Genomic DNA, 26749 nt, shown 5'->3' on the forward strand with positions numbered 1-26749 from the left:
TATAATGTATGTAAAATTAAAAATAGAGGTTAATTATTAAATTTTGATAGAGAACCTAATTATTATTAAAGTTCATCAGCTACCATCAATAATGCCTGACAAGCATTATAAACAACATACACTACTGAAGTTGCTTCATAGACAGTTGCACCTTCGGCTACTACTGCATCATATGCAGCTCCAGCCACTGCCATACAATTAATATATTCTTCATAAGTATTAAGAGATTCTAAAAATATATAATTGTTTGAACTATCATTTTCTATGAAACAGTCAAAAAGAGTGTTTTCATTATTAATTTCGATTTCATTTGAATCAAACCCAAAACTTAAATTAAATGTTAAAAGTAAAGTTAGTGTTAATAGTATTTTTTTCATAATGTAAAAATTTAAATTGTTAATTAAAGCCTTTCCTATAAAGACTTGTTAAAATGTTTTTTAATTTCTACGAGGAGTATTACTTTTGCAACACTTTCCTCTGTTTGTGTTTTGTCAATTCATTGGCACTAATTTTTAAGTTAAACATTTATTTGCAAGATTTTTGTTCTTAAATTTATAAGCAGAGGATTTTCTTTTTCATAGCAATCTCATTCTTATTAATTCAAGTTTACCAAAGTTTAAAAAGTATTTTGAGCTTTCCAAATATTTTTAATTCTTATTTGGCTATGGTATTTTTACGATGCCAAAAAAGCTATATGGATTTAAGTGTCTTTTTTGTATCTTTGATTTAAAGAAAAAATTACTATTCCAAAAATTACTATTCCAAAAATTACTATTCCAAAAATTACTATTCCAAAAATTACTATTTAATGTTTTTATTTAAAACTACTGAAGAGTTAGAAAGTAACTTATTAAAAAGAATTAAAGAAGAAAGAGAAAAAATGGGGTTGTCACAATATGAGCTTGCTAAACGAATTGGTTTAGGGCAAAGTGCGTATCAAAAAATTGAAAAAGGAAAAACACGTTTAGATATGTTTCGTTTTTTGAAAATTACGCAAGCTTTAGGTGTTTACCCAAAAGATTTCTTTGACAATTAAAGTAAATTACCCAATCGCTTCAATTTCTTGTAATAATTGTTTGGTTTCTGGAAGTGGTGCAATTCCGTATTCTTTTTCTAGAATAACTTCGCATTTCATGTAGGTTTTTATAGCTTGCGGTCTGTTTCCTTTTGCTAAATAACCACGCATTTGTAATCTGTATGCATCTTCCCAAGTATTATCAATTGCTAAAGCAGCTTGCGCTAATCGGATACTTTCTAATGGATTTTCATCTAACACAATTTCTGCCAACGTAATATAAGTGCCTAAAATTAAAAGCTGCGTTTTCTCACGCTCTTCAGAAGACCAATCTTCATAAATTCTATTCGGTAAAAAGACACCTTGGTACAATTCAATTGCTTTTTTATAGGCTTTTTCTGCAGTCTTTTTTTCTTTGGAAAGCGCTTCGTTTCCAATAATAATGTATTTTTCTAAAGCATCAATATCTATCCAAACCGAATCTGTTGCTAGTTGATAACTTACGCCTTGTCTCAATATAAATTGCGGTTCTGTACGTGAAGGTCTGTTGGGTTCTAAAGCTTTATGTATTCCGTGTAAGGCAACTTTAAAATCGCGATCATTCCAATCTTCCCAAAGATTGTCCATAATTTTTTCTTTGTGAAGTGCGTGTCTATGTCTGTTGGAAATTAAATATTGTAAAAGCTGAATTGTTTTATCACGACCAAACTCTTTTGAAGAAATTTTTTCTTCATTTCTCCATACCGAAAACTGTCCCAACGTTTTAATTTTGATAGGAGCTTGCTCGTAAAAAGTAGTGAGTTGTTGTAGTTTGTCGGATAATTCAGACATAAAAAATTATTTTTTACTGATTTTATCTACCTTAGAACTCAGTTTTTTAATTTCTTTTGCCAATGAACTTATAGACGTTTGAAGCTCATGATAATCTGCTCTTGAAGCTTTTTTCCATTGATCGAAGTGTACTTTTTCGCTAATTTCTTCGCCTAAATTTTCAATTTGATCTTGTATTTGTTCTTGAATATTAGAAAATTGTTTTTTAGGGTTTTTAATAGTTTCCTTTAAAAATTGAGGAGCAACATTTCTTACTGTTTTAAACATAGAAAAGCTTTTTTGCAAAATACTTTCACGTTCTTCAGTTGGTTCGTTTTTAGTTGCTTCAATAGTTAAATCTGCTAATTTTTCTTGCATAAAAACAAGTGCATCATTAAAATCTGAAAATCGTTTTTCATCACCATCTTGCACATGGCTTATTTTTCCGCGCCATTGTACTTTTGCATCACCATCTTCTTTATATATCTGTTGGTTAAAACGCACCATAAAAGACGCGTTTTGGTCTTGTTTTTTTGTCATGATTTCAATTATTAATTGGTTCCCATTTCCTTTTTTTAAAATACATATTATGATATTTAGAGGATTTAAAGACCATGATAAAACTCCATACTCCTCGATATATAGTTGGGTTTGAGTTAATCACATGGTGTGATGGCTTTAATGTGTTTATTTTTAATCTTTCAGATTGATAAGGTTTTACAGTTGAAATATATCCTGTATGTGTGTTAATAATTCTATTTTTATCTGTAACATAAAAATAGATGCTATCATTTTCTTTTATTTCAAATCTAAAATTATTGTACTGCCAATCTGCTTGTTTTCCTGGAAAATAGTCTCTATCAATTACATATTGACCATAAAAATCTTCTTTATCTAATATTTTTTTAGTGTAAAAAGGTTTTAATAAACTGCCAATAATCAAAAAGAAAATCATTCCTCCCCAAACAAAAGCTACTATATATGCAAAAACTTTTTCCTCCGTTAAGCCTGCTATTATTAATAGCAAAAAGCTTAATGGAATTATTACAAAAATTAAAAATATTCCACTCACTTCTAATTTATCTTATCCAGGTTCTTTTTCAGAACCAATTTCAATTTGAAGTAAACCAAGAAAAGCATCTTGTATGGTATTTCCTTCGTATAAAACCTTATATACTTCTTCAGAAATTGGCATTGGAACTTTATAGTCTTTTGCTAATTCCATAACTACCTTTGCAGTTTTTACACCTTCAGCAACCTCATTCATTTCTTCAATAATTTGCTGTAAACTTTTTCCTTGCCCTAATTGATAACCAACATGATGGTTTCTACTTTTAGAGCTAGAACAAGTTGCTACTAAATCTCCCATTCCTGCTAAACCAGCAAATGTGCTTTTTTTACCGCCCATTGCAACTCCTAAACGAGTTAATTCTGCCAAACCACGCGTAATTAATGCCGCTCTTGTATTGTCTCCGGCATTTGCGCCATCTCCCATTCCGGTTGCAATTGCCATAATATTTTTTAATGCACCACCAAGTTCGCAACCAATAACATCTCTGTTAGTATAAACTCTAAATAAACCAGAGCTAAAAACAGGTTGTAAACGCTCTGCAATTGTATCATCTACCATTGCAATTACTGCAGCTGCAGCTTTACCAGCGTGAATTTCTTTAGCCAAATTTGGCCCCGTTAAAACGCCTGCAGTATGTCCAGGTAATAATTCTTCAATAATTTCTGTCATTCTCATTTTAGTAGAAATCTCTAAACCTTTTGCTAAACTTACAACAGGTATCCAAGGTCTAATATGAGGTTTTGCTTGTAATAATACTTCTCGAAAATTTTGAGAAGGAATTCCCATTACAATTAAATCGGCGTTTTCTACAGCTTCTTTAATAGTGTTTACAGCTTTTAAAGAGCGCGTTAGTTGCGCATCTGGTAAATATTTTTGATTTGTATGGTGTTCATTTATTTCATCAACAGTTTCTTGTTTTCTTGCCCAAATAGTTGCTTCAGAATTTTTGGCAACAATAGAAGCTACTGTAGTTCCCCAAGAACCGCCACCTAATATGGCTACTTTTAATTTCATAAGTTATGTTTTAAGACACTATAATTGTTACAAAAAATTGTGTCAATTTGTTATTTTCGATGTAAAATCAAAATTAAAGGTACTAATTTTTTTACTAAAAAGTAATTGATAATTTTTTTGGTAAGAATGATAAATTAATTAATCTTCTAACGCATTTCTGTATAAGTTTCTAACTTCTTCAACATAAGTATCTATGTGTTTTGCTTTCCATTCAGAAGTATCAACAGGATCTAAAACCACAACTTCTATATGTGTAGGTTTAAATACAGAACTTCCTTTAGGCATTGCCATATAGGCGTTTTTAATTACAATAGGAATTATTGGAACACCTGCTTTCATTGCTAAATGAAAAGCACCTTTTTTAAATTTACCCAACTCTTTACTACCACTTCTTGTGCCTTCTGGAGCAATTACAACCGAAGTTCCATTTTTAATAACTTCAGCGGCGTTTTTCATTGATTTTAAAGCATTAGTTTTATTTGAACGGTCAATAAAAATTGCACCCATTGCTTTAAATAAAGGTCCAAAAGGAGTCATTTCTAACTCTTTTTTGGCAACACCTGCCACATCTTTTCTTAGTAATTTAGAAATGATAAAAAAGTCTGCTGAAGATTGATGGTTAAAGCAAAATACAGCAGGTCTGTAATCTTCTAAATTGTTTTTCCCTTTTACGGCAATATCCAATCCTGCGAACTTTGTTCCTAAATCTCCAATACTTGCAATAGTTGTATTTATGGCTTCTTTTTTTGATAAAGTAAACGCTCCACGGATAATACCTCTAATTGCTGAAGGATATAAACTTGCGGCTGCTAAACCTGTTCTAAAGCCATTTACTATTGGTTGTCCGCCAGTTTCATCGAAACGTAAAATTGGCCAACCGCTTTCAAAAGCAACTTGAGATAAACGACTGTCTGGATTTACTGCATGTGGTTTTCCTACAATTTCTAACAAAGGATAATCATCAAAACTATCGGTGTAAAAGAAACTTTTAGATAAATCTATGTCGTTTTCTTTGGCAAACTTTTTTCCTGCGGAAGCTTTTCCTTCGCCCCAACACATTTCTTTAATTTGTCCCGTAAATTTACCGCGTTTCACCTCCATTTCTGTACAATAAATATCGGAAATACCTAATTCATCTGCAATTGGTTTTATTTGATAAAAAGTGGCTGCTGAGATAATTACAATTTTATGTCCTTTTTCTAAATGTGAAGCAATTAAAGTACGTGCTTCTGGATAAATAGTATCAACTAAATGCTTTTTATATACTTCTTGTCCAAGTAAAGTAAAATCTTTTTCCTTTATTCCTTTTACACCTAAAGCTGATAATTTTGTTAGTACTTCAAAATCTCTATTTCCACTACCATACAAAAGAATGGTAGCAAATTGAGATAGTAATTCTTTTGTGGTAGTTTTACCACTTAATAAACGAGATTGTAGAAACTTTTTAGCAGAAAAATCGTTGATTAATGTTCTGTCTAAATCGAAAAAAGCTACAATATGATTACCTTCTTCTTGTTCTAAAATTCTATTAGATATCGTGTCTAAATCAGAGCCAGGAACAACTTCTTCTTCTGTTTCTATAGCTGTAATATTCAATAATGACTTTACTTCAAGTTTTTGAAGTTCGTTAAGGCTATTGGTGAATTCATCTAATTCTTGCATCCAACTTTCTAAACCATCATAATCTATTTTTCCTTCAATTGGGATTAGTTTTGCATTTTTTGCAAAACGTAACGAGTTTGTTAAAAATGGTTTTGAAACACTATCTAATCTTGAGATGCGAGATTGCCAATGCAATTCTTTTCCTTTAAATAAGCATAAATCTAAAAATTCAGAATCAATAAAATCATCTTCTAAATCCCAACTATTTAAAGTATGACAAGCAACCTTGTTTGCTTCTAAATAAATTAATAATAATCCTTTAGAAACAAATAATTCTTGCTTCTTTAAAAGTGTATTTATGTCACCTTCTGGATTTGTAATTATTTTTCTCCAATTCTTGTCAAATAGATTTAATTCGTCTTCAATTTCTGTAGAAAATTTTGGTTTATTCGTGTAGAAAAACTCAAATTTAAAAGTATTACGCAAGTGCATAATCTCTTTCCAAAAATGAAGAATTCTGTCAGGAGATTTATTGTCTTTAATTTTTATCAAAGCCATTTCAATAAATGCTCTGTGATATAAATGACTTGCCGACATATTTGCATAATATGTTGCCGATAAGTATTCGTTTGGCGCTAAACTGTATTGCGTTTTTCTTCCGGCTTTACTTTTTTGAATTATGTGTGCTCCAAGTAATAAATTCAATGCTTTTTGTACGGTAACATCTATCTTATTTCCGCGGTCTAACAATACATCTTCTTTGCGTTGTTCTATATAATTCATCAACTTTATAACGTTGATTTCTATTTCTTTTTTAGTAAGTGCAAAGTTGTTTAAAAGTGCATTACACACTAGAGAGACTGTAGTTACTGGCGTAATTGTATTTGCTTTGTGAATTAATTCAAAAGCAAAACGAGGTAAGGTGTTTTTATCTGCATAACTATCTTCTTCCATATCTGGAATTATAGCATTTGTATGCTGAGCGTTTTCTACTGGTTCTCCAAAACGAATGGAAGCTCTACCGTAACGATGACCTAAATTCTTCAAATATTTTCCGAATAAAGCAAGGTTTTCAGACTTTTTATCTCCACCTTTCCCTTCTTCAGTCATTTCTTTAACATCTGGTATTAAATCATAAACAATAGAAACGGGAACATATTTTATGTCTCTAGAACTTGCTTGTTCTCCTTCCATAATATATTTTAAAATTCCCATTTGTGGGTATACAATTTTACCTGTTCTAGAACGAGTTCCTTCTATATTCCACGTTAAGTGATCTCCGTTTTCAATAAAACAAGAAATGTAATGACGTAAGGATGCTTTGTAAACTGCATCATCTTTAAAACTTCTTCTTAAAAAAATTAATCCAGAACTTTTTCCTAATTGTTTTACACCTGGCATTGCTAAATTTATACCGCCAAAAAAGTAAGGAAGTGGCATTCCGTAGCGGTGTAATGTTGTTACTAGAACAACAGTATCTAGATAGGTTTTGTGTGTTAAAATAAATGCGACAGAATTTTTACGCATTAATTTCATTAACTTTTTTATTTCATGGCGGTCTACATCAATTTTATCTTCATAGGCTTTAGAAAGCATGTATTCAAAACCCTTTAATGTAGCCATGTTTGCTATTGGGTTTTGTTCTGCATACATTTCTGTAATACAGTTTTTTGCCTCTTCTAAGACTTCATTTAAAGGTTTTTTTTGTTGTAATGCAATTCCTTTAAGTTCGTCTTGAAACTTTTGTTGGTTAAAGATTTTTTCTATAGACATTCAGACGTTTATTTGACTAATTATAATTGGGTATTGATATTAAATCTTTTACGATATCACCTTTTTTTCGTTCCCAAAATTTTGGAAAAAACATGTTTTCTAATTTTGTAATAAATCCTTTAGGTTTTTTTCCTTGTGTGTTTTCTATTAAGGCATTTGCTACAGTTACTAAAACAGATGCATTTGCTCCCATTCCCATGTGACTTCCGTAAACTTCTAAGTTTTTAATGTTTTTTCGCATTGTTTCAGCTTCTAAACAATGTTTCCATGGAACTAAGCCATCTGTTTTGGTGTAAATACAAGTTACAGGTACTTTAGGTATTTCTTCTAGTTCTTTTAGAAATTTATCGTTTCGTTCACGTAATGTTTTTCCTCTTAAAAACTCTAAAACTCTTACTAACGGTGTTTGCATATTATTAACTCCCCAAACTGGAGAACCAATTGTTACTAATTGTTCTACTTTATCTGGGTAACGATTGGCTATTATTTTAGCAAAAATTCCGCCACCAGACCAGCCAACTAAACTTACTTTTTCTCCATGCTTTTCATATATTTCATCTAAACGCTCTACCAATTTTGGTAAATATTTAGAATTAATCATATTTACACCAAGTTCCCATTTATAGGTTTTAAAACCTACTGATTTTAAGTACTTACGTACAAATTTGGTAGAAGTATCATTGCCTAAATAAGGAGGCATTAACAGCACAGGTTTGTTCTTCCCTTGTTTTTTCTTCGGAATTAAATAGTACAAGCCAAACATAGTACTCCATTCTATTAAAGAACGTGTTTCTAAAAACATGTTGAATGGTGGAGGAGCTGGGATTGTCTTATTTATTTTGATGATTTCTTCTCTAAAATGTGCAACAATTGGAGACGAAATGTCCTTTTTTATTTCTTTAGGAAGTGTTTCTAAATTAATGCTCTCTAAAACTAAAATAAGTGTAATATAATCTCTATCTGGACCAAATTCTTCGCAAATATTTATGCAATTGTTGGTCAGTTTTATTAATGTTTCATTGTTAAATTCATCATTCTTAATAGATTTTAAGATGAATTTTTCAAAAGGATGATCTTCAAACTTTTTTGCTACAAGCGCTTTGGCTTTTTTTAGCGGATACTCATTTATCATAGCAACTTTAATTGCCATTTTAGTAAATGTAGTATAAAGGGTTTTGTTATTTTCCATTTGTTATTATGAATATTCTTTTGATTGAATGTGGGAATTCAACCAGTTTAAAAAATCTTGTTCTACTTCTTTTTTGTTTATTTCATTCAACATTTCATGTCTTCCGCCTTCATATAATTTTAAAGTTAGATCATTAATACCTGCTTTAATGTATTGACTAGCCACTTTTTGAACGCCTTTTCCCATTTCTCCAACGGGATCTTTATCTCCCGAAAAAATATAAATTGGTATGTGTTTTGGAGTCGCTTTAAACGTTTCTAAATCATTAATTTTTTTACTTCCCTTTAAAATATCAATAAACATACTAATTGAAAAATCTTCAATTCGTAAAGGGTCTTCTGCAAATAAATCGACTTCTTTTTCATCTCTACTAATCCAATCTACTTGCGTTCTATTTGGCTTAAATTTCTTGTTAAATTCTGAGAAAAAGACAGATTTTAACGTATTGCTACTTCTTTTTCGACCTTTAAAAAGTTTTACCATATTTGCACCTACAAGTCCAATTGAACCTAAGCTTTTAATGTAACTTCCTGTTCCAGAAAGTATCAATGCTTTTATATTTTCGCCATATTCAGTAATGTATTGGCGGCTTAATAATGAGCCCATACTGTGGCCAAAAAGTATAATTTTTTCCTTCGGATATTCTTGTTGAATAATCTTAGTTAAATCATACATATCATTAACCGCATCTTCAAAATAATTTTCGCCTTCATAAACGCCTAAATATTCTTTTGATTTTATAGAGTTTCCATGAATACGATGGTCGTTTGCATAAACATCATAGTTTTGTTTTTGTAAAATTTCTGCAATACGTTTATATCTTCCAGCATGTTCTCCAACTCCGTGCGCTATTTGTACAATGCCTTTTGGTGAAGCTACCTTCCAACGGTAATAAAATATCTTTTCGCCGTCTTTAGCGCTAAATGTATGTGTACTAAAACTCATTATCTATTTAAAAATTCTGATAAAATTGAAATCAATTTATCTTGGTGTTTTTTATCTCCTTCAAATTTCATTCTTCCTTGTATAACTAATTCTTGTAATAAGAATTTCTGTTGATGTAAAGCAATTAAATTGGTGTCATCAATACTAAATGAAGCCTTTGCTTTTCTTTCTTTCTTCTTTTTTAATATGCCTTCTTTTTGAGTAAAGTCTAAACTCCAAAAATGAGATTCGTTTTTTGAAGTAACTTCAAATTGATACAATCCTTTGTGTTTTTTTACAATTTCAGCATTACTTTTTATAAAGCGTTTAAAAGCAGAGAAAAATGCAGAGCTTGCTAAAGTAACTTTTGCAATTTCTTTTTCTTTTTGCTTTCCTTTTTTCAAAATAACTTTTTCCAATGCATTTGCTTCTTCTCTTATTAGACGAGAGAATTTATCTGCATCGGGCATTGTATTAGCATCAGAAGTTGTGGTTATGCTTACAGTTCCATTATAGCTAAAAGCAGCTATAATCAATCCAAAACCATCTACAACAGGTGTTAAACCAAAAACCCCAACAGTTTTATGTCCTTTTAAATACAATGCTGTTTGTGGTCCAGGAACATTGGTTATTGTAACGTTAAAAGGCGGTCTATGTAATTCTTTAATATTGTATTTGCTATAGATTCCTGAAGCCAAATTAGCTAAGCCAAAAGGTACGATTTCAGCCATTTTCATTAGACTTTTTGCGCCAACGGCTTTGTGGCGAGATTTCCCCATCTCAGTTTGTTCCTGGATATATTCTAATCGCTCAATTGGATCTTCAATATGTGTTCCGATTTGAACCAGCATATTAGAGATTTTATTGTCAAAGTTTTGCTTTTCACCTTTTACACGAATAGATATTGGAACATTTGCAACCAATGGTAAAGATGGTAATTGATCTTTTTCAATTAAATACCTTCTTATAGCTCCTGCACAAATATTTACAATAACGTCGTTAATGGTAACGCCCATTATTTTTCTTAGCATATTTATTCTATCAAAAGATAAAATTGCTGTTCCCCAAGTTCTTTTTGGAGAAATAGAACCATTAAATATAGTTTTTGGTACAGAAAAGGATTTTTTATCAAATGGCTTATTACCAACTACTGCTTTTTTTGCTTTCTGTTGCATAACTGAAACAGCAGCTTCTCCCATTAGTTTTGGTAATTTAAGCGGGTCTTTAAAAAATTTATAGGAACTTTTTAATAATAAACTTAGTTCTTCAGGTAATGGTTCTGGTTCAAAAGGTTTTGGTTTAGGAATAGGTTTAGTGCTATTTTCTTTGTTTTTATCAAACAGCATTCCCATTAAACCGACACCAGAAGCACCATCAATCATCACATGATGTACTTTGGTAAGTATTGCTACAGAACCTTTTGGAATTTGAGAAATAGTATCCAAACCTTCTATAAATGTAATGGACCAAAGTGGTCTTCTTAAATCTAAAGATGCACTAAAAACTGTTGCTGTTGTATCTCTTAATGTTTTCCAGTCTGCAGGATCGGGTAATTTTATTCTGTTTAAATGTAAATCGAGTTCAAAATTTGGATCGTCTACCCAATACGGATAATCTAAATCGAAAGGAACATTTAACAACCGTTGTCTAAACTTAGGCATTAAATGTAATTTTGAAGCAATGGTTTCTTTAAAGTCATCAAATTTTAAAGAATCTTCAACAATAATTAAAGTTCCAATATGCATTGGATTTAATGCACTTTCTGCATATAAAAAAGCGGCATCTTGCCCAGAAATTTGTTTAATAGAGCTATCTAAAGCATCTTCTAATAAATCTTTAATTACTTTTTTTGCCATGCTTGCTGTTTTACTTTTAAAAAGTGATAGAAGTACATAAAAAAAAGAATTCTTTCAAATTCTTTTTGTGTTATGCAATATAAGTAAAATTTACAACTTGCTTATTTGCTGATTAGGCGTTTTTTAGGTGTAAAAAAACCGCAAAGACTTGCGGTTTTTAATATTGATTTATAGAGGTTGATTAACAAACTTCATTTCCGTTTTTTACTTCTTGTTGTGGTTCTACAAAAGCGAGTTTACCATCTGGAGTATCAGTCATTAAGATCATTCCTTGGCTTTCTACACCACGAATTTTTCTTGGTGCTAAGTTGCATAAAACAGAAACTTGTTGTCCAATAATATCTTCAGGAGAAAACGTTTCAGCAATACCAGAAACGATAGTTCTAACGTCGATACCAACATCAACTTTTAATTTTAAAAGCTTTTTTGTTTTTGCTACTTTTTCAGCTTCTAAAATTGTACCAATTCTAATATCTAGTTTAGTAAAATCTTCAAAATCGATAGTTTCTTTTTGAGGTTCTACAACTTTGTTTTCTTGTTCGTTTGCTAATTTAGTAGCTTGTAGTTTTTCAACTTGTGCCTCAATAGTTTTATCTTCAATTTTAGAGAATAATAATTCAGCTGCTCCTATTTGATGATTTGCGGCTAATAATGTTTCTTTTTCAGCTACATCTTTCCAAGATAGAGGTTTCTCACTATCGTTCGAAAGGACATTAAGCATAGATTTCAATTTAGTTGACGTAAACGGTAAAAAAGGCTCACTTAAAACCGATAATGCCGTTGCAATTTGTAAAGCAACATACATAATTGTTTTAACGCGCTCTTCATCAACTTTTATAACTTTCCAAGGCTCTTCATCAGCTAAATACTTGTTTCCAAGTCTTGCTAAATTCATTAATTCTTGAGAAGCTTCTCTAAATCTATATCTTTCAATAGATTTTGCAATTACGTCTGGAAATTGTTGTAAACTTTCTAAAGTTTCTTCGTCAATTTCTGTAAAATCGTTTGGCTCAGGAACAACGCCTCCATAATATTTGTTGGTTAAAACAACTACACGGTTTATAAAGTTTCCAAAAATGGCAACTAACTCATTGTTATTTTTAGCTTGAAAGTCTTTCCAAGTAAAATCGTTGTCTTTATTTTCAGGAGCGTTTGCCGTTAATGTATAACGTAATACGTCTTGCTGATTTGGAAATTCTTCTAAATATTCGTGTAACCAAACTGCCCAGTTTTTAGAAGTTGATAATTTATTTCCTTCTAAATTTAAGAACTCGTTTGCTGGTACATTTTCAGGTAGAATATAATCTCCATGCGCTTTTAACATTGCAGGAAAAATAAGACAGTGAAAAACAATGTTGTCTTTCCCAATAAAATGAACCATTTTGGTGTCATCTTTTTTCCAATAATCTTCCCAGTTTTTACCTTCGCGTGCTGCCCATTCTTTGGTAGCAGAAATATAACCGATTGGCGCATCAAACCAAACATACAACACTTTTCCTTCTGCGTCTTTTAAAGGAACTGGAATTCCCCAATCTAAATCTCTTGTAACGGCTCTTGGACGTAAACCATCGTCTAGCCAAGATTTACATTGCCCTAAAACGTTTGTTTTCCAGTCCTTTTTATGGTCTTCTAAAATCCACTTGCGTAAAAAAGATTCATGCTTATCCAGTGGTAAAAACCAGTGTTTTGTTTCTTTTATTGTTGGTACATTTCCTGTAATTGCCGATTTCGGATTGATTAAATCTGTTGCGTTATGAGAAGTTCCGCAGTTTTCACATTGATCTCCATAACTTTCTTCGAAACCACATTTAGGACACGTTCCAATTACAAAACGATCTGCTAAAAACTGATTTGCTTCCGCATCATACAATTGCGCAGAAACTTCCTCAATAAACTCACCATCGTTATACATCTTTGTAAAAAAATCTGATGCTGTTTTATGATGAATTTCAGCAGAAGTACGTGAGTAATTGTCAAAAGAAATACCAAAATCTACAAACGATTTTTTGATAATTCCATGGTATTTATCAATAATATCTTGTGGAGAAATACCTTCTTTTTTTGCACGCATTGGTATTGCTGCACCGTGTTCGTCTGAACCACAAATGTAGATTACATCATTATCTGTTAAACGCAAGTAACGCGCGTAAATATCTCCTGGAACATAAACACCGGCTAAATGTCCAATATGTATTGGTCCATTTGTATAAGGTAAAGCTGCTGTTATGGTATATCTTTTTGGTGATTTCATTTCTTTTGATTTTTGCCCCACAAAAGTACAAAACACGGTTGATTTTGTTACATTTACATTGCAATAGATTTTTAATCTATTTGAATTAAGAAAAAAAGACATTATTTTGAAGAATAAAATTTACTTTTTATTGATTTTTTTGCTGATGAATTCCTTAGCAAATGCTCAAACCAATCCTATGAAATTAATAACTCCACCATTTTTACAAAAAGGAGATACAATTGCTATTGTTGCGCCTGCTGGAATTTTAAAAAACCGAAAAGCGGTTATTAATTTAGCTAAAAAACAAGCTGAGGTTTGGGGTTTAAAAGTTGTTTTTGGTAAAAACATGTTTAAAACTGATCATCATTTTGCTGGAACGGATGAAGAACGTTGCCAAGATTTTCAAGATGCGTTAGACAATCCGAATATTAAAGCAATTTGGGCTGCTCGTGGCGGTTATGGTTCGGTTCGGATTTTAGATATGTTAGATTTTTCTAATTTTAAAGAGAATCCGAAGTGGATAATTGGCTATTCTGATATTACGGCATTTCACAATCACGTTCATAATTTAGGTGTAGAAACGGTTCACGGAATTATGGGAACTAGTTTTCAAGACACACCAGCAGTAATTGGAAAAAGTGTAGAAAGCTTACGAAAATCGCTTTTTGGGGAAGATTTAAACTATAAAATCACACCTTCTAAATACAACAAAAACGGAACGGTTTCTGGCGAATTAGTTGGTGGAAATATTGCAATTCTAGCTTCAATGTTAGGTTCTGAAAGTGAGATTTCTACAGAAGAAAAAATACTATTTATTGAAGAAATTGGAGAGTACAAATATTCTATTGATAGAATGTTGCAAAGTTTAAAACGCGCTAATTATTTCACGAAAATAAAAGGAATTATTGTTGGAGATATGACAAAGGTTAAGAAAAATTCTACACCTTGGGGAAGTTCTATTGAACAACTTATTTTAGATGTTGTTCCGAAAGATATTCCTGTTTTATTTAATTTTCCTGCTGGTCATGAACCTGATAATAGAGCGTTGATTATGGGAAGAAAGGTTGAGTTGAAAGTTGGCAGTAAGCAGTCTACAGTAGTATTTAATTAAGCTTTAAATCGATAATTAAGCTATCAATGTCATTCGATAGTTTTTCTAATCTATTTTTTCTATTTATTTGTTCGCTATATTCTTTACCATAAAATCCTCCAAAAATTTTTAACCAGGAAAACTTTGGTTTATTATGATTGTTTTCATTTAAATCAAAATTTAATAAATAAACTGTGTTTATTATATAATCGGAGAGTTTGCTTTCTTTGAGTAAGCCTTTAAATTTTTGAATTTCAATTTCTAACTGATTAATCTCGTCTTCATTTATAATTTTATCAGAAGAATGTCTTGAACATTCCACTTTTAAGAAATTTAAATATTTAAATAATGTTTCCTCAGTCATAAGAGTAAAAATACTGAATAAAATTGTAATTTAACAAAATGGCACAACATAACGAACTTGGTAAATTAGGCGAGGAGTTAGCAGTAAAATATCTGCTGAAAAACGACTATAAAATAATCAGGCAAAATTATAGATATTTAAAAGCCGAAGTTGATGTTATTGTTCAAAAAGGAAACTTGCTAATTTGTGTTGAAGTTAAAACACGATCGTCTACTTTTTTCGAGAATCCGCAAGATGCTGTAAATCCGAAGAAAATAAAATTATTGGTTTCCGCAATGAATAATTATGTGGAAGAATATGACTTAGATGTTGAGGTAAGGTTTGATATTATTACCGTTATAAAACACCAAAACGACTTTAAAATTGAGCATATTGAAGATGCTTTTTTGTATTTTTAGTTTGTTTGTAATTCCTGCGAAGGCAGGAATCTATACTTGGTTTATTTCAAAAATTGTCCTTCTTTAGTAATGATTCCTTCTGCTTATTTTCTTGATTTTTATGGATTCCTGCCTACGCAGGAATGACAGCATGTTTATTTAAATTCTGATTTAGAACAAAATTGAGTAAATATAGAATGAAATACTGTTTTAAAGATTGCTTGATTCCTTGTAATGACTGAAGTTAGCAAACAAGTCTAGCCCTGATTGAACGGTTTGTTTGAGCTCTTTTTTACTGTCAGTTCGAGTGAATTTTGAAGTATGAAAAATTTGTATCGAGAACAGCAATAAAAAAAGCGAGTAGTGAAAGCAGGAAATAGCTTCAAAAACTACTCTTCCAGCACCTTTAAAATTGCTTTTTTAAGCGGCATAAAATGAGATTGTTTAGAACCGCTGTCTACATAAGCAAACTTTCCTTTTTTATCGATGACAAAATAAGACGGATACACTTGTTTCTTGTTAAAAACTTCGCTGACATCCATTGAAGAATAGGCAATTTTAAACACAAAAGGATGCTTGTTTAAGAATTCGAAAATTGGTTCTTTTCGGTCCAAAGCAGGTGCAACGAATAAAATATCGTTTCTGTTTTCCATTTCTATAACCAACTCGTTTAATGGCGGAATATCAATAACGCAAGGCAAACAAGCGGTAAACCAAAACTTAAAAACTACTACTTTGTCTTTAATGTCTTCTTGCGTTAAACGCGTTCCGTCGGTTAACCAAAGTTTAAAATTTGGTATAGAATCGCCAACTTTAAAGTTCTCTTCTTGGGCAACAATTGTTGCCGACATCCAAAGAAAACCAAAAAGTAAAAAGATACGTTTCATGTTTATTTTTTCTCTGGAGTTGTTGCTTTTTTAGCGTCCTTTTTAGGTGCGTTAATTGCAGAAATAACTTTCTTAATTTCTTTTAAGTCGTATGGTTTCGAAATAATTTTTTTGTTAGCATCTAACACAAAATAAGATGGAGTTGCGTGTACTTGGTACGTTTCTGTAACCAATTTATTATCCCATTTATCTTTAGGGTTTAAACCAATTACATGGTGCCAACCGTATAGTTGTTTTGTGAATTCGTTCCACTCAAAATCTTCTTTTTCTAAAGCGTACGCAACTACTTCAGTATCTTTTTGCGTTTGCATAAATTTGTACAACTCTGGTACTTCTTTTACACAGTGAGAACAGCTTGTGCTCCAAAAAACAAGTAAGTAGTTTTTACCACCTTTTAAAGTTGATAATCTTTTAGTTTTCCCTTCTTCTTTCCAAGAAAAATCTGGAGCAATACGTCCAATTGCAGCTTGTACTAAAGCTAATTTTTTAGCTTTAAAAGCATTGTCTTGGAAACTTGCCGGAAGTTTGCTGTAATAATCGTTAAAAAGTACATCTACTGTTTCTCCGTTTTGTTGTTTCGCAAACTGAGATACTAAATATTCTATGGTTTCCTTTTTAAGTTTTACATCTGTTATTTTAGACATAACATTTCCAATAGATTCCTTAAAAAGTTTTTGCTGTAATTCTGGTTCAGCAGAATAATTTAGGTAGAAAATATAGTCTGAAACTCTATCAATTAAGAAAGACGAATTGTATAATTCTTTACTGCTAAAATCTATATTATTAAAATAGTTATCTACTATAGAACTAAAATATTCTTGCGGACTTGCAACTGGTTTTGGATCTACGTCTCTTTTTAATGCTTTTATAAAATGATTTGCTAATAAACCTTTAGATCTGTCATCATAAATAGTATACACATCTTGTAGTTTTTTAACTGCCTTTGGAAATTGCTTTGTAACGCTTTCAGAAGCATCTCTTAAATACACAACTTGTAAAGAGTCTACTGTTTTTTGTGTTATTTGTGTAGCTTGTAAAAACTCGTTAAAAATCTGATTTTCTTTAGACTCCATAAAAACTACCGATTGCTCAGGATAATCTGGATGAAAAGACATTTCTACATGCTCTTTATTAAAAAGAAAATCTAAAAATCCGCTTCCGTCTTGTCTATACGTTAATCTGTAAGAACCCGTTTTGGTATCTGCAGGAAGTGTAAACTTAAAAGTACCAACTTGTTGCTCTTTTCCTTCAATAGTTAGTGTTTCAATCTTTGTATTAGTATTGGCAACAAATTTTTGCTTAGCGCCTTCTACCTTATATAAAATAACCCAATCGGTATTGTTTGGAGGTAACATTGTACCTTTTACGCTGTATTGTGCTTGTGCTATAGAAGTTATAAGTACTAATAATAGAAGTAATTTTTTCATCAGAATGTATTCTTTTTACTGTTTTTTAATCTTATTATTTTGACACTTTTTTTGGCTTTTTGTCACACAAAAAAAATGTAAATCGCTAATCTTTTTTCAAGAAGCGTACCAAAATTACTATTTCTTACGCAAATTAGGTACATTGCAGTAAAAATAATTTTTATGAGTGATAAAAATCAGGTAGTTTGGATAACTGGAGCATCTTCTGGAATTGGTAAGTCATTAGCATTGGCGTATGCAAATCAGGGAGTTAAATTAATTTTGTCTTCAAGAAATACAGCAGCGTTAGCAGCAGTTAAAGCTGAATGTAAAAATCCGTCCGAAGTACAAATTTTACAACTCGATTTAGAAGATTACGAAAATTTACAACCAAAAATAACAGCAGCACTTTCTTTCTTCGGAAAAATTGATGTTCTGGTAAATAATGGAGGCGTAAGTCAACGTTCTTTAGCAAAAGACACTTCAATTGCAGTCGATAAAAAACTGATGGACATAAATTATTTGGGAACCGTTGCGCTTACCAAAGCGTTATTGCCTCATTTTATAGAAAATAAAAACGGACACTTTGTAGTAACTACAAGTATTGTTGGTAAAGTTGCCACGCCAATGCGCTCCACTTATTCGGCAAGTAAACACGCTTTACACGGTTTTTTCGATGCCTTAAGAGCAGAACATTATAACGATAATATCTCAGTAACGCTTATTTGTCCTGGTTTTGTGGCAACTGATGTTTCTAAAAACGCTTTAACTGGAGACGGAAGTAAACAGAATAAAATGGACGAATCTACCGCAAACGGAATTCACCCAGATCGTTTTGCAACATTGATGTTAAAAGCCATTAAAAACAAAAAGGAAGAAGCCTATATTGGTGGCGCAAAAGAGCGTTTTAGTGTGTATGTAAAACGATATTACCCAAAATTGGTTTCTCGTTTAATCAGAAAATGGAAAGTGACTTAAAATCAATTATCAATTTGCAATAAAGATTGTTTTTTGAAGCTATTTCCCGCTTTCCGCTATATCTTTTTATTTATGCTGAATTTATTTCAGCATCTGTTACAAGGAAAAAGAATTGATTTTTTAAAAAGAGATACTGAAACGAGTTCAGCATAAAAAGGATGCCGCTGCAATCAGGGCTAAGCGTATTTATGAAAGCTTGGTGTCATTTCGCACTTGATGCGGAATCTAAATTACTTAAAGAAACCCAAAGGTTCAAAATAATTAACAATTGCCTCTTTTATTAAAACCGATTGCTCTCCAGGTTTTAAGCTTGGCAACTCTGTAAGTGTTTTATAATGTGGCCAACCATCTTCATCAAAAAAATCGAATTCGTAATAACCATAAGGTTCTAGCAACTTGCAAATTGCAATGTGCATTAAATTCAGTTTTTCATCTTTTTTAAACTCACGTTGTCCTTGTCCTAATTCTTGTACACCAATTAAGTAGATAATTCCGTCTAAATTTAAAGTGTCGCCTTCAGAAAATTGTGCAGTTAGTTTGGTAACAACAATATCCCATTTTTCTTTTAAGTCGGTATTTTTTTGCATACAAAAAGTTTAAGGCTTCAAAGATACAAATGAGTTCGTTATATTTGGTGCCGAATCGGCACAGAAAATTATTATATTTAGTGCGCTATCTCATTTTTAACACTTTTTATCACCATGAATACATTTGATATTATAATTGCCGCGCTTTTACTTTTTGGATTTGTACGCGGATTAATGAAAGGTTTGTTTGTAGAAGTTGCTTCTTTAGTAGCTTTGGTTGCGGGAGTTTATGGCGCAATTCACTTTTCGTATTTTATTTCAGACTGGTTAAAAGACAGTGTAGCGTGGGACGAGAAATACATTTCGCTAGCTGCCTTTGCAGGAACTTTTGTGGTAATCTTGGTAATAATTTCTTTAGCCGGAAAATTACTAACCAAAATTGCAGATTTTGCTTCGCTTGGTATTTTAAATAAATTATTAGGAGGCGCTTTTGGTGCTTTAAAAATCGGATTAATTTTAAGTGTAGTTTTTATTTTCTTCGGAAAAATGAACGATACCATTCCGTTTGTAGAACAAGAAACCTTAGACGAATCTGTTTTATACAAACCTGTTAAAAAAATTGCTCCAATGATTTTTCCTTCTATTATTAAAGAAGACGGAGAAATGGAAATTCCAGAGATTGAAAGTGGAGAAGAGGATAATTAATAAAAAAAAACTAATACATTAAAAAAGCACAACATGAAAAAGACAATATTCATTCTATTTTTACTTTTAACCAATTTTATTTACGCTCAAGAAAATTTTGAAATAGAAATAAACGGAGAGAAATTCGAAATAAAATTAGACAAAGATTATGAGTTAAAAGTAGATAATAAAGTATTAAAAGTTAATGTAAAACAGAAGGATACCTTATTGTATTATGATAAGGCGTTTAACTTTAAATACCCAAAAGAATATAAAGTTGTAAAATCTGATTTAGGCGATGGAATAGAGCAGTTAATGTTAATGACAGCGGAAGGTTCTGGTTTTATGATTCAAAAGTATTCTACAATTAATCCTAGTATGCTTAACGAATTAATGATTAGCGAAGTAACAAAAGAGAGCGTTAATTATGGTTTTCAATTGAAAAGAGAAGACTATGAAAGAACGTTAACTTCTGGATTAAAACTTAATGTAGATAAAGCTGTGTTAACTTATAAAGGTGATACTAATATTTACGAAATAGCTACCGTTGGAGGAAAAGATTCTGGTGTGCTAATAATGACCATGAAAATGGACGATATAGAAGATTCTTCAGGAGAAAAATTGATAAATTTAATCTGGAATACGTTGGTGGTTAATTAGGGTTTGTAACATATAAAGTTCTAGTTTTTTTTTCTTTTATTTTTAAAGAGGAAGTTGAAATTATTGATATTGATTAAGTGTAACTTAGTTTTATGAGTAAATTTTGTTAAATTTGAAATTAAAAGTGATAGCACTTTAGATTTGACTATATTTTTATGAAAAAGCTTACTGTAATTGATTTTTTTTGTGGAGCTGGAGGGTTTTCTGAAGGGTTTAGACAAAAAGGATTTAAAATTGTAAAAGGTTACGATAATTGGCAACCTGCGATAAATACCTACAATCATAATTTTGAAACTAATTCTGTTGTAAAAAACATTTTAGACTTTAAAAGTTCTACGGAAGAAATAAACCTTTTACCAGATACAGATATAATAATTGGATCACCTCCTTGTGTTTCTTTTTCTAGCTCTAATAATTCTGGAAAAGCTGATAAATCATTAGGTTTAGAATTAACAAAATGTTTTTTAAGAATAGTTGCTGTAAAAAAGCATCAAAAAAACTCCATACTAAAAGCTTGGTATATGGAGAATGTTGTTAATTCTAAAAAATACATTAATCAAATTTATTCTTTTGAAGATTTAAATCTTAGCGAATGGGCTTCGAAAAACAATATAAACCCAAAACAAGAAGCTTTAAATCTTTTAGATAACACAACAATTATCAACTCTGCCGATTACGGCTCTTATCAAGCTCGAAAAAGAGCGATTTCTGGAGAAATAATAAAAGTCAAAAAACTAGTAATACCAAAAACAACACATTCCAATAAAGCAGAAGAAAATAAGCCAAAATGGAGAACATTAGGTGAACTCATAAAGCAATGTCCAAGTCCGCTTTTAAAAGAATCAAAAAGAAAAGTCAAGGACCCTGTTTATAATAACATAAAAATTAGCACAGACCTATTAACCGATCATTTTTACGATAGTGGACTTTATAAAAGCGAATGGAGACAATCAAGAGAACATAAGATCAATCATTATTGTATGGGGAAAATGTCTTTTCCTGAAAACATAGATAAACCAAGTCGAACAATAACAGCTACTAAAAGCGGAACCTCTAGAGAGGCTTTAATATATAAATCTGAATACTCACGCAAAGGAAATGGAGCATATCGTAGTCCAACAGTAAGAGAAGCTGCAAGTATAATGGGCTTTCCTTTTACATATCAATTTCTTGGTACATTACACAGCAAATGGAGATTAGTAGGTAATGCTGTTTGTCCTTCGGTAAGTAGAGTTCTAGCAAAAGAAGTTCTGAATCAATATAATTTACCAAATTCATTAGATTTAGAGCTAATTAAAGAACCTAATCTAATGGATGTACCAAATCTCAACGATTTTAAAGAAAAAATATTTGACAAACAACCAAAAAGAACTAAAAATTCAAGATTTAGAAGACATCCAATAAAGGCAGGGAACCTAACTGTAACATTATCCAACTTTGATATAGAAAAGAATACTAAAGCAACTAACAAATGGTATACGTCCATACAGTATGGTACAGGAATAGGTTTTAAAAACCAAAAAATTGAAGATGGTTTTTACAAGATATTAGAACCTATTATTCTTGAAGAAAAATCTGGACCACAATTTGTGAAAATTATAAATAATGGTTTTTCTGAAAAAATTGGATCTTCAGCCGATTTACAAAAAATGTACGAAGAACAAATTGCTTTTGAAAATTTACTAGAACCAACCGAACTAGTTGAAAAAGTAAATGAAATAATAACTCAAATTAAATTTAGCAAAATGACTTTAATTCAAAACGAAATAATTGTTTTTAAAAACAAAAATAGAATACCGATGAGTCAGGTTTTTGCATTATATGCTATTAATAAAATTTCTACAACTGCCAACCAAAAAGAATATGAATAAAGAAACTAGAATTAAAAAAATACAAGAGATAATTGATTCAAATAAAGAGAAACCGTTTGGTATAACCGAAATTCCATGGAAAGACAAACTTGAATCAATGAAAGTTTATCAAATACCACTTGATTACTTAGTCTTCAACAAATATAATGGACGTATTAAAAGTAGAACAAAATCTTTAGAAAAGCAGAAGAGAGTTATTGATGAATATTCTGACGAAGGAAAAGCTATTATTGAAGAATTACTTTGGAAATCTAAAATAGAAAGAAATGAAAAAACACTTAAAGATATTCATGATTTTGGGCAGCAAAAAGTAGGAATAATTACCAAAGATGGAATAATCATTGATGGAAATAGAAGAGCGATGTTGTTAAATGAAATCACAAACAAGAAATTTAGCAAAATTAAGTTTACAAAAAAATACGATTATTTTAAAGCAGTTGTTTTACCTGTCAATATTGATGAGAACAGGCTGGAAATTAAAAAACTAGAGACTTCTTTTCAAATGAAAGAAGACGAAAAGCTAAAATACAATCCAGTCGAAAAATATTTAGATGCAAAGGACATTTATGAAGCTTTAACAAATAAAACATTTCAGCCTGAAGATGATTTTAAAGAAGATATAATTGAAACTATTGCGAATTGGATGGGAGAAGCTCCTAGTGAGATAAAAAAATACCTTCAAACAATTGCTATAATGGATGAATATCTTGAATATCTTGAATATGATGGTGTATACACTCAATTAGACAATAGAGAAGATCAGTTCCTAAATTTATCTAAATGGTTAAATAATTTCTATGGGGAATCAAGTAAAAGAGCAAGTTGGGGTTATAAAAATGAAGATGTAGATGATCTTAAAGTAATTGGATTTGATTACATCAGGTTAAGAGGAAAAAACAATTACGATGGTAAAGAGTTTAGAAACTTAGCTGATGGTAATGCTGATAAACACTTTTTTGGAGATAAAAATATATGGTCAAGTTTCTCGAAAAAGCATTATGAAATTCTTGATAATATCCCTGAAGAATCATCTATTGACTTTGATTCGAATAACCTCGAAAAACATTTAAATGCAAGAGATAAGGCGTTTTTTGATGAATCAAAATTTGACAATGAAATTAGTGCTTTTATTGAAAATTTAAACGAACATAAATATCAACTTGGCTATAATCAAGCAGCTGGTGCTCCAGAAAAATTAATTAAACGTGCATCACAAACTTTCGATGCCATTAAGACAAATCACAGTTCATTTTCTAAGCCTGAAATACAAAAATTAGTAAAAGAATTAGCTGAAAAAATTAATGATACAATTCAAGAGAAATCTGTAACTAACAGTCTATTAGTAGTTGTAAATACTTTAAAAAATTTAAAAGTAGATTTTATTTCAAAAGAAGAGTCTGAAACCGTAGAAGAACAGTTAGAGAATATTCGAAAGATATGTTTTGATATTAAGAAAAAAATATAATGAGTCTTATTACAATTGATGTAGAAAATCTTTCTAAAATCAAAAATTTCATTATTTCTGGTGAAATTTCGATGTTACTAAAAAATAAGAGAATTAAATTATCCTTAAAGAGGCTTGGCTATTCCGTTATTGAAGATAAAATCTTGATTCCGTTTCAAGATAAAACTCAAATAAAAACTTTGCAAGAAATACAAAGACTCTTGAGTAAGTTTGACATTGAGCAAGATCTCAGTGAAAACATAAAAAGCGAATTAGAAAGCTTTAATAGAGAAGAAAATTTATTTGAAAAGTTTTCTGAAAAAGCTATGTCAATAAGAAATGACAAATTTAAAGACAATCCAGAGTTAGTAGCTCTATTCAATCAATTTCAAAACGTTTTAAAAGAAGAATTAGAACGTAGATTATATCCTTTGCAATTGCTATCTGCTTTTCATATGGCATTTGCTCAGAACTCTTGTAATTTTGCTGTACCAGGAGCTGGAAAAACCTCAATTGTCTATGGTGCATATGCCTATTTAAAAAACTTACCCATAGAACATCCAAGTCGTGTGGACAAACTATTAGTAATTGGTCCTATTTCTTCATTTGCTCCATGGGAAAAAGAATATAAAGCATGTTTTGGTTACTCTACAAAATCATTTAGGATGTCAGGTAATTCAGAAATATCAAGAGAACAAAAAGAGCAACATTTATATTCTGCTACTCCGGCTGAATTAACATTGATTTTTCATGGTGGAGTTGATAGTTATGAAAGTGATATTATTGATTTCTTGAAAAGAAATAAAACGATGGTTGTTGTAGATGAGGCTCATAGAATAAAAAACCCAGAAGGTGTTTGGGGACGAAGTGTTACAGAAATATCTAAAGAAGCTATTTCTAGAGTAATACTTACTGGTACACCTGTACCAAATGGTTATCAAGACATATTTAATTTATACAAATTCATTTATCCATTTAAATTTAAAGAAATACTTAATTTTCATTATCACAACTTAGAGGATATGACTTATAATAGTCAACCTGAATCTTCTAGAGTCCAAGAATTAAAAGAAAATATTTCACCATATTTTATAAGAATAAAAAAAGATGATTTAAATCTTCCTGGTATTGAGGAACATGTGATGTCTATTGAAATGGATTCATATCAAAGAGAAATTTATGATTTTATTGAAAGTCAATATATTGAAAATTTCAAAGAAAATGATTCTGCAACTGTAAAAGACATTCTAAATAAAGCTAAATTAATAAGGTTACGTCAAGCATCAACTAATCCATCATTGCTATCTAAAACCTTAAAAGACTCTTTAGAAAATGGTATTTTGACAGGTGAAGTAGATCCAAATTCTATTTTTACTACTGATACTGATGAATTCATTAATGATTCTGAATTTTTTAATAAAATTTGCAAATATTCAGAACTTGAAACACCTAAGAAATTTGTTCAAATATTAAATCTTTTAATGGCTGAAATATTACCAGAAAATGGAAAGGTAATTATCTGGACTATATTTATTCAAAACGCAAAAGAACTTAAACATTATTTAAAATTAAATAATATTAAGTCAAATCTACTTATAGGTGAAATTAGTCAACCTGATAGAGAAGCAACTATTGACAAATTTAATGACCCTAATAATTTAGAATTTCAAGTAGTTATTGCTAATCCATTTTCTGTAGCAGAATCTATTTCTTTACATAAAGGATGTCATAATGCAATTTATTTAGAGCGTGATTATAATTGTTCAAATTTCTTACAATCTAAGGATCGTATTCATAGAGTTGGTCTAGACAAAAGTCAAATAACTAAATATTACTATTTTATTTCTAAAGACTCAATCGACGAAGTTATTAATCATAGATTACTTCTGAAAATTGCAAGAATGGAAGAGATAATAAATGATGATATCCCTCTTTTCTCAAGAATAAATGATAACGACGAAACTGACATAATAAAAGAATTAATAGCTAATTATGCTCAAAGAACTTAGAAAATATTCAAATTTTGGAACTCCTAATTTCTACTTTGAATTATTAATTACTTTAAATAATAAAAAAGAGATTACTTGGAAAAAGTCCGACTTAGAAAAACTTTTTTATAATAGAATCATTGACGGAAGAAGTGTTTATGATGGTTGCATTGAATTAGCAATTAAAATTAATATTCTAATGCTTGATGGAAATAAGGTTTCAATCAACGATGAATTATCCGATTTTTTAAACAGTGTAAATCAAGTTTCAGATAAATTTATCGAATACTTGTTTCATAAATTAAAGAACGATGAAGATTTTCATAAAATATTTTGTTCCGAATACTTATCATACGATATCATATATAAATCTTTGCAAATTAGCAATTCAGCATTTGGTTTAAAATTCTCAAACTTCAAACAACTTCTCATAGATTTTGGAGCAATTAAAGCTCATCCAACAGTTGAAATAAACAGCTACATAATTAATAGTCGATATAAAAAACTTTTTGACAAAACGGTTTTACCTGAAATTAAGAAACGTAAAATAGGTGTAGAAGAGTTTAAAAAAGCAATGGAACTTCAACAGATTTATGGTGAAGAAGCAGAAAAATTTGTTGTTGAATTTGAAAACAAAAGATTAAACTATATAAAGAATATTGATTGGGTTGCTCAATACATAGTAAATGAAGGGTATGATGTTGCTTCATACAATAATTCTAGTGATGGTTTACAAAACCGTTTCATTGAAGTAAAATCCTATGATGGTGACATTCCATATTTCTTCTGGTCCAGAAATGAATACAAAGTTGCTAAAAGAAAAAAAGAGCAATATTGGGTATATTTAGTTAATAGAAAACAAATGAATATTGAAAATTATCAACCAATAATGGAGCAAAATCCTTACGAGAATATTCTAAAAAATGATAGTTGGAACAAAGAAGTGGATAAATATATGATTAAATTAAATGTTAAATAACTAAAG

24 protein-coding genes are annotated in these 26749 nt (G+C 30.5%); 10 read left to right on the top strand and 14 right to left on the bottom strand.

Annotated features, from left to right (window positions below):
- Positions 1-65: 65 nt before the first annotated feature.
- Positions 66-377, bottom strand: coding sequence for a hypothetical protein (locus L1S33_RS04260; RefSeq protein ID WP_240561357.1), 312 nt, complete (start codon positions 375-377; stop codon positions 66-68).
- A gap of 431 nt (positions 378-808) precedes the next feature.
- Here L1S33_RS04260 and L1S33_RS04265 point away from each other — a divergent pair, with 431 nt between their 5' ends.
- The gene (locus L1S33_RS04265) at positions 809-1036 is read left to right on the top strand and encodes a helix-turn-helix domain-containing protein (protein WP_240561358.1); all 228 of its coding nucleotides are present in this window, start codon (positions 809-811) and stop codon (positions 1034-1036) included.
- Between the two features lie 6 nt (positions 1037-1042).
- Here the strand turns inward: L1S33_RS04265 and L1S33_RS04270 are convergent, their stop codons facing one another.
- From L1S33_RS04270 to metG, 9 genes are all read right to left on the bottom strand, one after another.
- On the bottom strand, positions 1043-1846 hold the full coding sequence (locus L1S33_RS04270) for an AfsR/SARP family transcriptional regulator (protein ID WP_240561359.1): 804 nt from the start codon (positions 1844-1846) through the stop codon (positions 1043-1045).
- Between the two features lie 6 nt (positions 1847-1852).
- Positions 1853-2365: a hypothetical protein gene (locus tag L1S33_RS04275; protein ID WP_240550822.1), complete on the bottom strand. Its 513-nt coding sequence runs from the start codon at positions 2363-2365 to the stop codon at positions 1853-1855.
- 4 nt (positions 2366-2369) lie between these two features.
- The gene (locus tag L1S33_RS04280; RefSeq protein WP_240561360.1) at positions 2370-2897 is read right to left on the bottom strand and encodes a hypothetical protein; all 528 of its coding nucleotides are present in this window, start codon (positions 2895-2897) and stop codon (positions 2370-2372) included.
- Positions 2898-2909: 12 nt separating this feature from the next.
- A complete protein-coding gene (locus L1S33_RS04285; protein ID WP_240561361.1) occupies positions 2910-3911 on the bottom strand; it encodes an NAD(P)H-dependent glycerol-3-phosphate dehydrogenase in 1002 nt (333 codons plus the stop codon).
- A gap of 138 nt (positions 3912-4049) precedes the next feature.
- The gene (locus L1S33_RS04290; protein ID WP_240561362.1) at positions 4050-7286 is read right to left on the bottom strand and encodes an HAD-IB family hydrolase; all 3237 of its coding nucleotides are present in this window, start codon (positions 7284-7286) and stop codon (positions 4050-4052) included.
- Positions 7287-7302: 16 nt separating this feature from the next.
- Positions 7303-8475, bottom strand: a complete 1173-nt coding sequence (locus L1S33_RS04295; RefSeq protein ID WP_240561363.1) for an alpha/beta fold hydrolase — start codon at positions 8473-8475, stop codon at positions 7303-7305.
- Positions 8476-8481: 6 nt separating this feature from the next.
- Entirely contained in the window at positions 8482-9420 is a 939-nt protein-coding gene (locus L1S33_RS04300) for an alpha/beta hydrolase (protein WP_240550819.1), read from the bottom strand.
- Positions 9420-11255, bottom strand: a complete 1836-nt coding sequence (locus L1S33_RS04305) for a wax ester/triacylglycerol synthase family O-acyltransferase (protein ID WP_240550818.1) — start codon at positions 11253-11255, stop codon at positions 9420-9422. The genes L1S33_RS04300 and L1S33_RS04305 overlap by 1 nt, the downstream gene beginning before the upstream one ends.
- A gap of 181 nt (positions 11256-11436) precedes the next feature.
- Positions 11437-13506, bottom strand: coding sequence for a methionine--tRNA ligase (gene metG, locus L1S33_RS04310; protein WP_240550817.1), 2070 nt, complete (start codon positions 13504-13506; stop codon positions 11437-11439).
- Positions 13507-13684: 178 nt separating this feature from the next.
- Here metG and L1S33_RS04315 point away from each other — a divergent pair, with 178 nt between their 5' ends.
- Positions 13685-14599, top strand: a complete 915-nt coding sequence (locus L1S33_RS04315; protein ID WP_240561364.1) for a S66 peptidase family protein — start codon at positions 13685-13687, stop codon at positions 14597-14599.
- On the opposite strand, the gene L1S33_RS04320 is transcribed toward L1S33_RS04315, so the two are convergent.
- Positions 14592-14942: a hypothetical protein gene (locus tag L1S33_RS04320; RefSeq protein ID WP_240561365.1), complete on the bottom strand. Its 351-nt coding sequence runs from the start codon at positions 14940-14942 to the stop codon at positions 14592-14594. The two genes, L1S33_RS04315 and L1S33_RS04320, sit on opposite strands and share 8 nt — an antisense overlap.
- 38 nt (positions 14943-14980) lie before the next feature.
- Here L1S33_RS04320 and L1S33_RS04325 point away from each other — a divergent pair, with 38 nt between their 5' ends.
- A complete protein-coding gene (locus tag L1S33_RS04325; protein WP_240561366.1) occupies positions 14981-15340 on the top strand; it encodes a YraN family protein in 360 nt (119 codons plus the stop codon).
- Positions 15341-15708: 368 nt separating this feature from the next.
- Here L1S33_RS04325 and L1S33_RS04330 read toward each other — a convergent pair whose 3' ends face one another.
- Together L1S33_RS04330 and L1S33_RS04335 are read right to left on the bottom strand one after the other, a co-directional pair.
- Positions 15709-16206 (bottom strand): TlpA family protein disulfide reductase, encoded by a 498-nt coding sequence (locus L1S33_RS04330; RefSeq protein ID WP_240561367.1) that lies wholly within the window; start codon positions 16204-16206, stop codon positions 15709-15711.
- 2 nt (positions 16207-16208) lie between these two features.
- Positions 16209-17633, bottom strand: coding sequence for a TlpA family protein disulfide reductase (locus tag L1S33_RS04335; protein ID WP_240561368.1), 1425 nt, complete (start codon positions 17631-17633; stop codon positions 16209-16211).
- Positions 17634-17795: 162 nt separating this feature from the next.
- Here L1S33_RS04335 and L1S33_RS04340 point away from each other — a divergent pair, with 162 nt between their 5' ends.
- Complete coding sequence (locus L1S33_RS04340) at positions 17796-18590, top strand: SDR family oxidoreductase (RefSeq protein ID WP_240561369.1); 795 nt, start codon at positions 17796-17798, stop codon at positions 18588-18590.
- Positions 18591-18820: 230 nt separating this feature from the next.
- Here L1S33_RS04340 and L1S33_RS04345 read toward each other — a convergent pair whose 3' ends face one another.
- A complete protein-coding gene (locus L1S33_RS04345; RefSeq protein ID WP_240561370.1) occupies positions 18821-19177 on the bottom strand; it encodes a hypothetical protein in 357 nt (118 codons plus the stop codon).
- Between the two features lie 114 nt (positions 19178-19291).
- Here L1S33_RS04345 and L1S33_RS04350 point away from each other — a divergent pair, with 114 nt between their 5' ends.
- The 6 genes from L1S33_RS04350 (at position 19292) to L1S33_RS04375 (ending at position 26743) form a co-directional block, all read left to right on the top strand.
- Positions 19292-19822 (top strand): CvpA family protein, encoded by a 531-nt coding sequence (locus L1S33_RS04350; protein ID WP_240550810.1) that lies wholly within the window; start codon positions 19292-19294, stop codon positions 19820-19822.
- A gap of 33 nt (positions 19823-19855) precedes the next feature.
- Positions 19856-20461, top strand: a complete 606-nt coding sequence (locus L1S33_RS04355; protein ID WP_240561371.1) for a hypothetical protein — start codon at positions 19856-19858, stop codon at positions 20459-20461.
- A gap of 155 nt (positions 20462-20616) precedes the next feature.
- Complete coding sequence (locus tag L1S33_RS04360; RefSeq protein ID WP_240561372.1) at positions 20617-22332, top strand: DNA cytosine methyltransferase; 1716 nt, start codon at positions 20617-20619, stop codon at positions 22330-22332.
- The gene (locus L1S33_RS04365; protein ID WP_240561373.1) at positions 22325-23797 is read left to right on the top strand and encodes a hypothetical protein; all 1473 of its coding nucleotides are present in this window, start codon (positions 22325-22327) and stop codon (positions 23795-23797) included. The genes L1S33_RS04360 and L1S33_RS04365 overlap by 8 nt, the downstream gene beginning before the upstream one ends.
- Positions 23797-25785: a DEAD/DEAH box helicase gene (locus L1S33_RS04370; protein ID WP_240561374.1), complete on the top strand. Its 1989-nt coding sequence runs from the start codon at positions 23797-23799 to the stop codon at positions 25783-25785. The genes L1S33_RS04365 and L1S33_RS04370 overlap by 1 nt, the downstream gene beginning before the upstream one ends.
- Entirely contained in the window at positions 25769-26743 is a 975-nt protein-coding gene (locus L1S33_RS04375) for a DUF3883 domain-containing protein (protein WP_240561375.1), read from the top strand. The genes L1S33_RS04370 and L1S33_RS04375 overlap by 17 nt, the downstream gene beginning before the upstream one ends.
- Positions 26744-26749 lie beyond the last annotated feature (6 nt).

It is taken from the genome of Tenacibaculum aquimarinum (assembly GCF_022478115.1).
Lineage (GTDB): Bacteria > Bacteroidota > Bacteroidia > Flavobacteriales > Flavobacteriaceae > Polaribacter > Polaribacter aquimarinum_A.

Bases quoted from the DNA above. Each gene is read 5' to 3' on its own strand.
- L1S33_RS04260 (WP_240561357.1), bottom strand. From the start codon at position 377: ATGAAAAAAATACTATTAACACTAACTTTACTTTTAACATTTAATTTA.
- L1S33_RS04265 (WP_240561358.1), top strand. From the start codon at position 809: ATGTTTTTATTTAAAACTACTGAAGAGTTAGAAAGTAACTTATTAAAA.
- L1S33_RS04270 (WP_240561359.1), bottom strand. From the start codon at position 1,846: ATGTCTGAATTATCCGACAAACTACAACAACTCACTACTTTTTACGAG.
- L1S33_RS04275 (WP_240550822.1), bottom strand. From the start codon at position 2,365: ATGACAAAAAAACAAGACCAAAACGCGTCTTTTATGGTGCGTTTTAAC.
- L1S33_RS04285 (WP_240561361.1), bottom strand. From the start codon at position 3,911: ATGAAATTAAAAGTAGCCATATTAGGTGGCGGTTCTTGGGGAACTACA.
- L1S33_RS04290 (WP_240561362.1), bottom strand. From the start codon at position 7,286: ATGTCTATAGAAAAAATCTTTAACCAACAAAAGTTTCAAGACGAACTT.
- L1S33_RS04295 (WP_240561363.1), bottom strand. From the start codon at position 8,475: ATGGAAAATAACAAAACCCTTTATACTACATTTACTAAAATGGCAATT.
- L1S33_RS04300 (WP_240550819.1), bottom strand. From the start codon at position 9,420: ATGAGTTTTAGTACACATACATTTAGCGCTAAAGACGGCGAAAAGATA.
- L1S33_RS04305 (WP_240550818.1), bottom strand. From the start codon at position 11,255: ATGGCAAAAAAAGTAATTAAAGATTTATTAGAAGATGCTTTAGATAGC.
- metG (WP_240550817.1), bottom strand. From the start codon at position 13,506: ATGAAATCACCAAAAAGATATACCATAACAGCAGCTTTACCTTATACA.
- L1S33_RS04315 (WP_240561364.1), top strand. From the start codon at position 13,685: ATGAAATTAATAACTCCACCATTTTTACAAAAAGGAGATACAATTGCT.
- L1S33_RS04320 (WP_240561365.1), bottom strand. From the start codon at position 14,942: ATGACTGAGGAAACATTATTTAAATATTTAAATTTCTTAAAAGTGGAA.
- L1S33_RS04325 (WP_240561366.1), top strand. From the start codon at position 14,981: ATGGCACAACATAACGAACTTGGTAAATTAGGCGAGGAGTTAGCAGTA.
- L1S33_RS04330 (WP_240561367.1), bottom strand. From the start codon at position 16,206: ATGAAACGTATCTTTTTACTTTTTGGTTTTCTTTGGATGTCGGCAACA.
- L1S33_RS04335 (WP_240561368.1), bottom strand. From the start codon at position 17,633: ATGAAAAAATTACTTCTATTATTAGTACTTATAACTTCTATAGCACAA.
- L1S33_RS04340 (WP_240561369.1), top strand. From the start codon at position 17,796: ATGAGTGATAAAAATCAGGTAGTTTGGATAACTGGAGCATCTTCTGGA.
- L1S33_RS04345 (WP_240561370.1), bottom strand. From the start codon at position 19,177: ATGCAAAAAAATACCGACTTAAAAGAAAAATGGGATATTGTTGTTACC.
- L1S33_RS04350 (WP_240550810.1), top strand. From the start codon at position 19,292: ATGAATACATTTGATATTATAATTGCCGCGCTTTTACTTTTTGGATTT.
- L1S33_RS04355 (WP_240561371.1), top strand. From the start codon at position 19,856: ATGAAAAAGACAATATTCATTCTATTTTTACTTTTAACCAATTTTATT.
- L1S33_RS04360 (WP_240561372.1), top strand. From the start codon at position 20,617: ATGAAAAAGCTTACTGTAATTGATTTTTTTTGTGGAGCTGGAGGGTTT.
- L1S33_RS04365 (WP_240561373.1), top strand. From the start codon at position 22,325: ATGAATAAAGAAACTAGAATTAAAAAAATACAAGAGATAATTGATTCA.
- L1S33_RS04370 (WP_240561374.1), top strand. From the start codon at position 23,797: ATGAGTCTTATTACAATTGATGTAGAAAATCTTTCTAAAATCAAAAAT.
- L1S33_RS04375 (WP_240561375.1), top strand. From the start codon at position 25,769: ATGCTCAAAGAACTTAGAAAATATTCAAATTTTGGAACTCCTAATTTC.